We start from the raw sequence: 11,713 nt of genomic DNA on the forward strand, positions 1-11,713 counted from the left end.
GGAAGGAACTTTTCAAGTTTGCCTACTCCCCCCATTCCTCCCAATCTTCTCACTCCTCCCACTCCTTTACCAACAAAAGGGGGACAACTTGTATTAGTAGATTTTGGTGCATCTAAATTTACTACTCGCACGGCTATTTCTGTTACGGGCACTGCAATTGGTAGTAAGGGATATACTGCGCCGGAGCAAGCGGCTGGTAAATCTGTTTTTGCTAGTGATATCTATAGTCTCGGTGTCACTTGTATTCATTTACTCACGAAAAAAGATCCCTTTGAGCTGTATTCTTTTGATGAAGGGATTTGGATTTGGCGAAATTATCTAAATAGTCCAGTTAGCGATAAATTAAGTCGCATTATTGATAAAATGCTAGAAGGTGCAACTAATCGACGCTATCAATCTGTTGGGGAAGTACTTCATGATTTACAGGAAAGTATTGTATCTTCAGCTAATTTATCCACTCTCAGAGCTAATCCCTCATCATCAGCTAAAATTATACCAGAATTAATTGTTGCCAAATTAGGTACGGCTGACTATAGGAATATTAAAGATGCGATCGCAAATGCTGAACCTGGTGCTAGGATCTTGGTACGTCCCGGTTTCTACCGGGAAAGTATCTCGATTCATAAGCCTGTCGAAATTATTGGCGATGGGGAACGGGATGATATTATTATAGAAAGCAAGTTTAGACCCTGTATTGCTATGGGGGCAGAGAAAGGAGTTGTGAAAAATATCACTCTGCGACACTATAGTTGGAGTCAACTGCAAAAAGCCGACTTGATTGGCAGTTTGATTGGTGAATTCTTGTTCAAGCCTTTTGCGATCGCAATTCCTCAAGGACAGTTAATTCTGGAAAACTGTATCATACATTCGACGGGGATTGCCTCTATCTACATTCGCACTGCTGCAACTAGTCCTCAAATTCGCAATTGCCAAATCAACCCAGGCAGTAAATACGGAATTTTAGTCACTCACAATGGGAATGGAATAATAGAAGATTGCGATATCATCGGTCATTATATAGGAGTAGAGATTCTTAAAGGTAGCCATCCCATCCTCCGGCGGTGCAAAATTCGCGAGATGAAACATGATGGTATCTCGATCGCCCCTCACAGCTTGGCAACTATCGAAGATTGTCATATTTTTGGCAATGGTGGCACAGGAATAAGGATAAAAAATAATGGTAACGCCACAATTAGACGGTGTAATATCAATCGGAATCAGGAATATGGTATCTATGTAGAATCGAATGGTGCTGGTCCAATTGAACAGTGCAATCTAACTGGTAATAGCGGCGATGCTTGGTATATTCCCCCTAAGTGTTCAATACGTCGGAGTGGGAATCGGGAGTAGACTCTTTTACCCTCACCTCCAACCCCTATCCCTCAAAAAAAAGTACGTTACATAACGTAACAAATGATCGAAGGCTGAAAGTGGCTTAACTTCGTTGATTTTATTAAGATTAATTCTCAATACTTGACGAGATTGCGTCGTTTCAGCTATTCTTGTCTGATAATCCAAAGGAGGGCTAATAACCTTTTGCTGGTTTTTACGCTATTGTGAGCCACTTCAATATTTTTTTATCTCTCTTCTCTGAATCCTTTGGTATTGGCATAATTTTTTTTTAACGCAGAGGGACGCAGAGGTTAGGAGAGAGGTACGCAGAGGTTTTTTTGGATAATGTCGATGTTAAGGGAAGGGAGTGAGTTTACAATTGGGGCTTGACTGTTGTATCTGGTAGAGAAGGAGAGCGCTTAATTTCATTGAGTGAATAGCCTTCTTCTTCTAACTGGTTGACAAAATGAATCGAATCAAACTCAGTCTTTTCCTGTTGTAGAGATAGTGGTTGGGAGGAAGCCTCCCGCCTCATTTTTTTTAGCTTCGCGTTGCGTCCCATAAACTTATCCTCTATCTGTTACCCTATTGCCAATTTTATTAGTTTAGTGGAAAAGATGGCGGATTATTCTCCCTGACGTGCGATCGACACAAACCCCCGCATTTTGCCAGAAGCAGCATCAATAGTTTTCATCCCTTGCCAAAGTTCTTCCGCCTTCACCCAAACTGGGGGATATTTGTAGCGGGAAACATCTAAAATAAGAAATCTATCCGTCTGTTCATTGTAGGCCGCTAAGGGAGAAATATGTCCCCCACTTTCTTGGTTAATTGCTTTCCGCAAATAATTAACTAAGATAAAATTATTGGGATCTTGCAAATTTGCGATCGCCAAGTTGCGAAACTCGTCTAAACTTACATTGTCACCATGATATACCTGTGCTTTCACGGGATAAGTTTCTAAAAGTTGACCCAATTGCTCCAGCGTCATCCCTTGGCGGGCGATTACTTTAGATGAGAGAATCTTTTCCGTTCGATCGTTCCAAATATTGTTCTGTGTGAATATATGGTAAGTGCCAAACTCTGGTGCAACAGGTGCTGGAATTGACAGGGTATTCAAGACCATAACCATACTAGCTACCCCACAGTAAGCAAGATTATCTTGAGTTTCAAAGTGAATACTTAGGGGCAAATAATCCTGGCGAGATTTGCTTTCTATTAGTAGGGTTTCTCCCTCAGCGGAGTTAAGGCTAATCAGGTTTGAAGAAACTGCTAGAGTCTGTGCTGAAAGTCTCCCATTGGCAAGGCAAAATCCTAAGATGAGAGGTTTTAAGAGAATCAGGATTCCCTTAACTAAAGATTTTTGATACTTGCTTCCATTCATGGATGATTTTCCCAGATATCTAAATCCACTTCTTTGACACTCCCCTGTCTAAGGACAGGGGGTTTTCAACCTGCTTTCTTATCCAAGCGAGGTAAAGCTTAAAACACTTGGGGTGTCCAACTACCGTGCAACCCGTAAGGAATGTGATGTTTCAAGTGCAATCGCGCTACTGGTTCCCGATCTAAGTTACGACCATCTAAAATTACCACATCAGAGCGATGGTGACTAGAATCGTATACTAAACTTAACACCCAACCATCATCTTCTTCAGTAGCATTGGGACGAGGCACGAATATTGGCTCGCTGACAAAACCGTGGGGTGCGCCGCTCCAAATTTGCTCTGCACCACTATTCATATCCAATTTTAAAATAGCTTGAAGCGGTGCATTCCCAGTTGGGTTATGGGCAGCACCAATAAAAAGATAGCGGTAAGAATGTCCGACGCGATTGGGATTAACGTAGGGAAACTCGCAGCAACGCTCTAATAATAACTGATTCTTGACAGTTAAGTCTTTCAAATTCAGGGTAAAGCGCCAAAGTTGCCCCGGCGATATGGCATCAAAATCAATTTCCCGAAAATCGCCTTTGGTTGCGACTTGAGACAAAGAGTTATAGCAAATTGAATCTACGCAAATCTCATCCCCTTGTTCAAAAGCATTGCCATGATGGAAAATAAAGCCTGCTTTTGTTTCTAGAAATTTCATCGATTCCTGAATTTGAGACTGAGGAAACTTTTTCCCATTCCCTTCTCCCCACTCCCCACTCCCCATTCTCTGCTCATAACGGGGAATTACGATAATTTTACTGGGTTTATCGGGATAAAACTTGAGGCATTCACCTGCACCTTTAAATCCAAATAGAAATGGAAAGGGATTAAGGGTAACTGGATTTTGGAAGAAAATACAGTAATTGGGTGTAATGGCAAAGTCATGGACAAATGCAAAACCAGGAACAGTTACTTTTTGACTATGTAGGAGTTTACCATCTGGGTTGATTTCGTAAATGGTAATGGTTGTGGAAATACCTGGTTTTATCGCAAAATTCACTAAACAAGGATTCCCACCATTCCGTTGGCAACTGGGATCGAATCTTGGATGTGCGGAAAAAGATTCTCCTTTTGCTAAAATACCATCTAAATAATCTTTACCCAGAGTCTCTAGAGTTTTCGGATTGAGACGATAGGGTTCAGATGCTTCCCAAAGTGCCAAGAGTTTGCCACCCCAGTAAATAACATTTGTGTTGGCAATTTCTTTGTTTTTGAGATCGAATATATTGGCTAGCCAACCTCCAGGTTTTTGCGTACCAAAAACGCCACGATAGAGAAATTTACCTGCCTTTTGTTCGGCGACAAAGCCTTCAGTACGGACAAAGCGATTGGTAAAATGAGCTGTACCACGATCGAATGCGATCGCACTAATCATACCATCTCCATCAAAGGGATGCTGGATACGCTTTCCGTTGATATCAAATAAACCGGGACCATTGCGAAATAATGTGCCATGGAGTTGGGCGGGAATCTCGCCTTCAATATCATCAATCTCATAATCATACTCGTTAGGCTGGGATTCATAGCCCATACTCCAGGCTTTCAGATTGTATGATGGTGATGATTCTGGTGTTGAAACAGTGTCTTGAGTTATCATTTGTTGTTGGTGGTTGGTTGTTGGTGGTTGGTGGTTGGTTGTTGGTTGTTAGTTGTTGGTTGTTGTTTGTTGTTTGTTGTTTGTTGTTCGTTGTTTGTTGTCAAGGGGTGAGGGAAAAGCAATTAGCCATCACTATCTTCTAATGGTTTTGATGGCATAGAGGTAACGGTGAATTCTGGTACTAAATCGGGAAGAAAAGGCTGTGATGCTAGGGAACCCACCTGCTGATGTTCAAAAACTTCAGCAGGTGGTAATAAATTTGGATTACCTATGGCTTGTAGTTCAGCTTGTGGATCGTTTTCTGGTAACAATTTTAAGAATGCTAGGGGCAATAAGCTTGAGATATTAGTAATTAAGACTAAGATCCACATATTGTCAAAATTAGTCTCAGTTACCCCTAGCCAATGGGTAAGTAAAGCTCCTAATTCTTGAGATACTAAACCTGATAAATTTGAAATTGACATCAATAGGGCAAAGAAGGTAGCTTCTACCCCTGTGGGACAAAGGCGTGCGCAAAGGACTAATATTTGCATCAAGGCAATCTGTCCCATGACAGTGAGAAGGGCGCTATCTCCTATACTGAACCAACGATCGTCAATGCCCAAAGCCCGATTAGCATGGGTAACAAGTAGCAGGTTTGTCATTCCGAACAGGGTATATATAACTATATTCCAACCCATGAGAGTACGGAATGGAATAGCCTTAAAAAAGCGGTGGAATAGCCATGCACCTAATAAAGCGGCAAAGCTAGTTACCAACCTGACTCTGCCTAAAAATTCTGGTTCAAACCCTAGTTCATTTGTAGTGAAAAAGAAAAATGCTGAACTTGCTGTTGGGGTGCATTGTCGGATGAATATGAATACTATCGGTAACCAAATTACTTTTTGACTAATCGCACGGCGCAGTTGTTGAATTTGCTGTTTTACAGTGACAGTATCAAGACTATAAACGATTGGTTTCTCGACAATTAACCAGGTAACTGCTGATACAAGCAGAGGAAATGTCGCCGTAATCCCAAAAATCGTTTTAGTGCTGAAATGTTCCAACAGCCAACCACTTAAATAAGCGGTAATTAATCCACCCAATGCTAAAATTCCCCAACAGAGAGATTGGAGTGAACCAGAGGCGCTGAGGGATTCTTTTCTTGCTCTTTCCACGATTATGGAGTCGGCAATAACATCGCTGACTGCAACCGACAAAGAAGACAAGAGCAAAGCTAATATTGCCTGCCAAGCTGTCTCAACCAATGTCGCTAAAGCTATCCAAGCAAAGGTTCCTATGATTCCAGAGAGGAATAGATAAGGTCGTCTTTTGTAACCAAATAGAGGTAATCCATCGGAGAGAAAACCAAATAATGGTTTAACTATCCAAGGTGTCATAGTTATACCAAGGAGCGCTGCTACTTCAGCAGGGCTTAACTTCAGTTCATCTTTGAGGAAGAAGCTAACTGCAAGACTCGATATCCCTAGGATGCCTTGTACGAAATAGACGGTTAAAATACCAATCAATTCAGGAGTGGGTTCATTGCCAAAGAATACTGTTTCTTTCCAGAATTTTTTGAATCTGTCCAATTCCAATGGGGAAACTGTCATCTGAAAATCTCCATTAGTTTGAGAAAAGGATGGAATGTGAAGGCTCAATGTTAAAGGATGAATTCTGGAAAAAGAATTAAGGATAAAGGGTGAAAGATAAAAAAATATTGATGATGTTTACTTCATCCTTCATACTTCATCCTTCATCCTTGATTGCAACTCATCCAAACTAGCTAAAACTTCCATGCTGTGAATTACCGGATTTACACCAAGAAATCTTTCCCGCAAGATCCCATCTGGATCGATAATATAAGTATGGCGTAGAGAAATAAATCTCATCCAAGAACTATAAGCTTTACTCACTGAACCATCAGTATCAGCTAATAGGGGAAATTTCAACCCCTCCGAGTCGCAAAACTCAGCATGGGAATCCACATCATCAGCACTTATTCCTAGAATTTGCGTGTTTCTCTCTATATATTTAGGTAAGTCTTGCTGAAAACGACGCGCTTCTATCGTACAACCCGATGTGAAATCTTTGGGGTAAAAATAGACAACCACCCAATTTCCCCGGTAATCTGACAGCGAGACTTCCCCATCTCCCGTATTGGTAGGGAGGGTAAATTCGGGTGCAGGTTGGTTGAGAGGTAGTTGCTTCCCTCCGAGGGCTAATGCTGTCGGCGTGAAGTTTAACCAGGTAAAGCAGGCGAGACAGCTTGCCAGGAGAATACTGAGAAAATTGGGACGAGAGAGCATGATGGCGAGCTGAGATGTACTTTACATAAGTTTACAATTTTTGTGGTCGCCTTGGCAAATAAGAATTATAGAGAGCAGTTTTCATCTGAACCTAGCTAAACTTGCCCATGGCTGAGTATCACCCTGGTAAAACCTAAGAGTTAATTAGCTAATATTTTGTGGCAATATTCAATATTTATGATATAATGATCTGGTTTCATTTATTTTATTTAACTGATAGTAAAGCCACTAACGATAAATAACTATCATTTTTATTTGAAGAAATATTAAGAAAACCAATATAAAGGGCTGACCCTGGTTAAACTGAAATTATCAGGACTAGGAGGAAATACCTAATGGTTGCCGCTACTGAAACCAAACCTTCCGCAGTGTCCAAAGAAAACGCTCTCGTACTTTGGTTTGAAGACGTAGGAATTGCTGATATTCCACTAGTAGGTGGAAAAAACGCCTCTCTGGGCGAAATGATTCGACAACTAACCGTAAAAGGAATAAAAGTTCCCACTGGATTTGCCACCACAGCCTATGCTTATCGGTACTTTATCAAAGGCGCAGGTTTAGAAGAAAAACTGCGGGAATTGTTTGCTGACTTAGATGTAGAAGATGTAAATAACTTGCGAATGCGGGGTAAGCAAGCGAGATCTTTAATTCTGAATACCCCATTCCCGCAAGACTTGCAAGATGCGATCGCAGATTCTTATATTACACTTTGCGATCGCTATGGCTATGATAGCGAGTTATGCGCTCGATTGAGTCCGGAATTTCAAGACGAATGCAAACAACAAAGTCAAGCGCTAGATGTAGCAGTTCGTTCTTCCGCAACGGCAGAAGATTTACCAGATGCCAGTTTTGCTGGACAACAAGAAACATATCTAAATGTTTACGGCGTTCAAGATGTTTTAGAATCTTGTCATCGGTGTTTTGCTTCTATATTTACAGACAGGGCAATTTCTTATCGTACTGTTAAAGGATTCGACCATTTTGATGTCGCCCTATCTGTAGGGGTACAGAAAATGGTGAGATCCGATTTAGCATCATCCGGGGTAATGTTCTCCATCGACACCGAAACTGGATTCAAAAATGCCGCCTTAGTTACCGCCGCCTACGGATTAGGTGAAAACGTCGTTCAAGGTGCAGTTAACCCCGATGAATACTTTGTTTTCAAACCCACTCTCAAACAAGGGTATCGCCCAATTTTAGAGAAACGTTTGGGTAGCAAAGAAATTAAAATGGTGTACGAAATCGGTGGGACAAAGCTGACAAAAAATATAGCTGTACCGGAGTCTGAACAAAAGAAATACGCCATCAACGATGAGGAAATTCTCCAATTAGCACGATGGGCTTGTATCATCGAAGATCACTATTCCGATGTCCGAGGTCAATATACGCCCATGGATATCGAATGGGCAAAAGATGGACTAACAGGTGAACTTTATATCGTCCAAGCTCGTCCCGAAACAGTACAATCTCAGAAGTCTGGTAATATCCTAAAAAACTATCAGTTAAAAGGAACTTCTGAAGTATTAGTCAGGGGACGTGCAGTTGGAGAAATGATCGGTCAAGGAAAAGCAACTGTTATTCTAGACGTTCATAAACTTGACGAATTTAAAGCAGGTGAAGTCTTGGTAACGAATAAGACTGATCCTGACTGGGAACCAATTATGAAAAAAGCGAGTGCGATTGTCACTAATCAGGGGGGCCGGACGTGTCATGCCGCAATTATTGCGCGAGAAATGGGTATTCCAGCGATTGTTGGTTCCAGTAATGCCACCGAAGTTTTAAAGAGTGGACAAGAAGTAACTGTATCTTGTTCGCAAGGAGAAGAAGGACGAGTTTATTCTGGTTTAGTCCCCTTTGAAATTCAAGAAACTCAACTGGATAACTTACCTAAAACCCGGACTAAAATATTAATGAATGTGGGGAATCCCGAAGAAGCATTTGGGTTATCTGCACTTCCTTGTGATGGAGTAGGTTTAGCACGATTAGAATTTATTATTGCTAACCACATTAAGGCACACCCCTTAGCCTTATTGCACTTCGATGAACTTGACGACGCTTTGGTCAAGCGAGAGATTTATAAGATGACCTACCTCTACGATCGCAAAGCTGATTTCTTCGTAGATAAACTGGCTCATGGTGTTGGGACAATTGCCGCCGCATTTTATCCTAACCCAGTAGTAGTCCGGATGTCAGATTTCAAGAGTAATGAATATGCCAATCTTTTGGGTGGAAAACAATTTGAACCCCATGAAGAAAACCCGATGATTGGTTGGCGCGGTGCATCTCGTTATTACGATCCTAAATATCGGGAAGCTTATGGGTTAGAATGTCAGGCGATTAAGCGGGTACGGGATGAAATGGGATTAACTAATGTCATTCCCATGATTCCTTTCTGCCGCACTCCAGATGAAGGGCGGAAAGTGCTAGCTGAAATGGAAAAGCATGGACTGAAACGGGGCGAAAATGGCTTGGAAGTCTATGTGATGTGCGAAATTCCTAGTAATGTGATTTTGGCAGATCAATTCAGTGAGGTGTTTGATGGATTTTCGATTGGATCTAATGACCTAACTCAGTTAACATTAGGTTTAGATCGTGACTCGGCGTTAGTGGCTCATATTTTTGATGAGCGCAACGAAGGTGTCAAGCAAATGGTGCGGATGGCGATCGAGAAGGCTAAGAAGAATCATCGCAAAATTGGGATTTGCGGTCAAGCGCCGAGTGATTATCCTGAGTTTGCTAAATTCTTGGTTGAGTTGGGGATTGATTCAATTAGTTTGAATCCGGATTCGGTGTTGAAGACTCTTTTGATGGTGGCGGAGGTGGAAGCGACTCAGGGTTAGTTTTGGATTCTTTATTGTAGTTGAGAGTGACAAGATCCCCCCGCTCGAGGATATAGCAGTAGCCAAGGTGGTTAGGAGAAGGGAGCCAGAGCCAATTGTTAAAATTTGCTAGCTATAATGTCCTAACCGCTGTGGCGGCTGCTATAAATGAAAATAGTGCCAGATCTCAGTTTATTTCAACAGATTCATCAACCGATCCAGATCGAAATGTTCCGCCATCAGTTGTTGAATACACTGGACCTTAATCGGTTCGTGAAGCTGGACTTGACCAAAAGCACGATCTATAATCTCCACAGTGCTAAGAGTATCCAAGTCAACAGATAAAATGGGAATTTCCAATTCTTCGGCACGATTCAAGACAAAGGATTGGGGTGGTATGTGACCTGTTAAGATTAAACAATGGGTTGAAGTCTCCAATGCTGTCATTTGAATGTCAGCACGATCCCCTCCTGTCACTACCGCCATATTTGTACCCCTACGGAAATACTTCAGCGCCGCATTAACATTCATCGCCCCAATTTTTAGGCTTTCTACCATTAAATCTAATCGATCCGGACGACAAAGAACTTCAGCTTGTAATTGATTGACTAATTCTCGAACAGTAACACTCCGCAGTAACTCACTGCGAGGTAATAATCCCAATACAGGAATCCCTTGTTGTTCTAAAAATGGTCGCACCGTCGATTCTACTACCTGAATCTGATCGGTGGAGATATCATTAATTAAAACTCCTAATAAGCAATCGCCCAAATGTTGTTTAGCAGACAACAAAGTCTCAACGATCAAAATAGAATGAAACCGAGCAACTAAAAGAACACTAGCATCAATTTCGGTAGCGATATCCAGTAAAGATAAATCAAACAAGCTACCCTCACAAAGAGTTCCCGGACCTTCTAGCAGGATTAAATCGCCCCCTGCTGGTTCAAGATAAGCCTTTAGAGACTGCCGATAATTAGTCGAGTCATCACCTCGCAAGCGTTTTTCAATTGTCTCGGCATCAAGACATAATAGGGGGCATTTGACCTGAGCTTCGGGCAAGTTCAGAATATTATTCATAAACTGAATATCTTCTTCCACCTCATCAGATCGAATACCATTCAGATATGTTCCTAACGGTTTCCTATAGGCAATCTCCAATCCTTTTTGTTGAAGCTGATGGGCAATTCCCAAAATCGTCGCTGACTTGCCACTGTAAGATTCTGTTGACCCAATCGCTAAATACTTAACAGCTTTTTCCATCCCTTTTCTTACTCCTAGTATGATTTTAGTGTGTGTTTGACAAGAAAAACTTAGACATGTAATAGTTCAGGATCTAAAAATCAATCCTCAACTTATTTCATTCATCAATCCGTAGTAGCTTCCGATAAAATGACTGGGTAAAATCAGTCAATCGCGCTCGCTTAAAATTCATAATCACTTCTATTAAGTAATTAATGAACTCAGAGTTTGACATCGTAACCTCGTAACTCAAATCAGCATTGCTATCAAACTGCAATCGACAGCGAGTAATTTCAGAGGGTAGCTTTGAGACAAACCAAGTTGCCACAAAAGGAATATTCTCACCTCCTTCAATTCGCCGATAACCTTCTAGAGAGCCTTGTTGGTAGAGGCTAATTGCCAAGGGCAAAAAATTGCGCTTTGCTCCCTGGTAGTAAGGCATGAAGACGGCGACGGCTCCTTTATCAGCAGGTTGTAGTTTTTCGATAGACATATTATGGTTCTTACTGTGTCCGTTGTTCAGAGTCAAGAAGACTATTCCCCTTGCTCAATCCCTTGAATCGATTAGGCTGGGGTTATCGGTTGAGCGAAAACTATGGTTTGTAAAATTCTGCGCATTCTCGCCAACTGTATGATACTTTTATTTAACCATTTGTCCTGTGAATAAACCCATCTCTATGAGCGAGACTATCTTCAGTAAAATTATCCGACGAGAAATCCCGGCAGACATTGTGTATGAAGACGATTTAGCAATTGCCTTCAAAGACATTGCACCCCAAGCACCTGTTCACATTATCATTATTCCCAAAAAGCCCATCTCCCAAGTATCGGCTGCTGAGGCTGAAGATGAGGCACTCCTCGGACACCTCCTCTTAACCGCCAAGCGAGTTGCCGAACAACTTGGCTTGGTAAACGGCTATCGTCTGGTAATTAACAATGGTTCAGATGGTGGTCAAACCGTCTATCATCTACATTTACACATTTTGGGCGGACGGGAAATGGGGTGGCCACCGG

At 41.7% G+C, this 11,713-nt stretch carries 10 protein-coding genes; 3 read left to right on the top strand and 7 right to left on the bottom strand.

What is annotated here, in order from left to right:
- A partial coding sequence (locus NJ959_RS17740) for a right-handed parallel beta-helix repeat-containing protein (RefSeq protein ID WP_254013073.1) occupies positions 1-1,350 on the top strand: 1,350 nt, incomplete at its 5' end.
- Positions 1,351-1,705: 355 nt separating this feature from the next.
- Here NJ959_RS17740 and NJ959_RS17745 read toward each other — a convergent pair.
- The 5 genes from NJ959_RS17745 to NJ959_RS17765 all read right to left on the bottom strand — a co-directional run bounded on the left by NJ959_RS17745 (position 1,706) and on the right by NJ959_RS17765 (position 6,644).
- Complete coding sequence (locus NJ959_RS17745) at positions 1,706-1,894, bottom strand: hypothetical protein (RefSeq protein WP_254013074.1); 189 nt, start codon at positions 1,892-1,894, stop codon at positions 1,706-1,708.
- Between the two features lie 63 nt (positions 1,895-1,957).
- Positions 1,958-2,713, bottom strand: coding sequence for a phytochelatin synthase family protein (locus tag NJ959_RS17750; RefSeq protein WP_254013075.1), 756 nt, complete (start codon positions 2,711-2,713; stop codon positions 1,958-1,960).
- A gap of 98 nt (positions 2,714-2,811) precedes the next feature.
- On the bottom strand, positions 2,812-4,356 hold the full coding sequence (locus tag NJ959_RS17755; protein WP_254013076.1) for a carotenoid oxygenase family protein: 1,545 nt from the start codon (positions 4,354-4,356) through the stop codon (positions 2,812-2,814).
- Positions 4,357-4,478: 122 nt separating this feature from the next.
- Positions 4,479-5,948 (bottom strand): folate/biopterin family MFS transporter, encoded by a 1,470-nt coding sequence (locus NJ959_RS17760; RefSeq protein WP_254013077.1) that lies wholly within the window; start codon positions 5,946-5,948, stop codon positions 4,479-4,481.
- Between the two features lie 129 nt (positions 5,949-6,077).
- Positions 6,078-6,644, bottom strand: coding sequence for a peroxiredoxin (locus NJ959_RS17765; RefSeq protein WP_254013078.1), 567 nt, complete (start codon positions 6,642-6,644; stop codon positions 6,078-6,080).
- Positions 6,645-6,979: 335 nt separating this feature from the next.
- Here NJ959_RS17765 and ppsA point away from each other — a divergent pair, with 335 nt between their 5' ends.
- Positions 6,980-9,481, top strand: coding sequence for a phosphoenolpyruvate synthase (gene ppsA, locus NJ959_RS17770; protein ID WP_254013079.1), 2,502 nt, complete (start codon positions 6,980-6,982; stop codon positions 9,479-9,481).
- A gap of 171 nt (positions 9,482-9,652) precedes the next feature.
- Here the strand turns inward: ppsA and NJ959_RS17775 are convergent, their stop codons facing one another.
- The gene (locus tag NJ959_RS17775; RefSeq protein ID WP_254013080.1) at positions 9,653-10,720 is read right to left on the bottom strand and encodes a phosphotransacetylase family protein; all 1,068 of its coding nucleotides are present in this window, start codon (positions 10,718-10,720) and stop codon (positions 9,653-9,655) included.
- A 97-nt stretch (positions 10,721-10,817) separates the two neighbouring features.
- On the bottom strand, positions 10,818-11,192 hold the full coding sequence (gene ebsA / locus NJ959_RS17780) for a type IV pilus biogenesis protein EbsA (RefSeq protein WP_254013081.1): 375 nt from the start codon (positions 11,190-11,192) through the stop codon (positions 10,818-10,820).
- A gap of 184 nt (positions 11,193-11,376) precedes the next feature.
- On the opposite strand from ebsA, the gene NJ959_RS17785 reads away from it, so the two are divergent.
- A partial coding sequence (locus NJ959_RS17785) for a histidine triad nucleotide-binding protein (protein WP_256529394.1) occupies positions 11,377-11,713 on the top strand: 337 nt, incomplete at its 3' end.

Source organism: Limnofasciculus baicalensis BBK-W-15 (assembly GCF_024178385.1).
Lineage (GTDB): Bacteria > Cyanobacteriota > Cyanobacteriia > Cyanobacteriales > Coleofasciculaceae > Limnofasciculus > Limnofasciculus baicalensis.

Excerpts from the sequence above, each read along its gene's own strand:
- NJ959_RS17765 (WP_254013078.1), bottom strand. The coding sequence starts at position 6,644 with ATGCTCTCTCGTCCCAATTTTCTCAGTATTCTCCTGGCAAGCTGTCTC.
- NJ959_RS17775 (WP_254013080.1), bottom strand. The coding sequence starts at position 10,720 with ATGGAAAAAGCTGTTAAGTATTTAGCGATTGGGTCAACAGAATCTTAC.
- NJ959_RS17750 (WP_254013075.1), bottom strand. The coding sequence starts at position 2,713 with ATGAATGGAAGCAAGTATCAAAAATCTTTAGTTAAGGGAATCCTGATT.
- NJ959_RS17760 (WP_254013077.1), bottom strand. The coding sequence starts at position 5,948 with ATGACAGTTTCCCCATTGGAATTGGACAGATTCAAAAAATTCTGGAAA.
- ppsA (WP_254013079.1), top strand. The coding sequence starts at position 6,980 with ATGGTTGCCGCTACTGAAACCAAACCTTCCGCAGTGTCCAAAGAAAAC.
- NJ959_RS17755 (WP_254013076.1), bottom strand. The coding sequence starts at position 4,356 with ATGATAACTCAAGACACTGTTTCAACACCAGAATCATCACCATCATAC.
- NJ959_RS17745 (WP_254013074.1), bottom strand. The coding sequence starts at position 1,894 with ATGGGACGCAACGCGAAGCTAAAAAAAATGAGGCGGGAGGCTTCCTCC.
- ebsA (WP_254013081.1), bottom strand. The coding sequence starts at position 11,192 with ATGTCTATCGAAAAACTACAACCTGCTGATAAAGGAGCCGTCGCCGTC.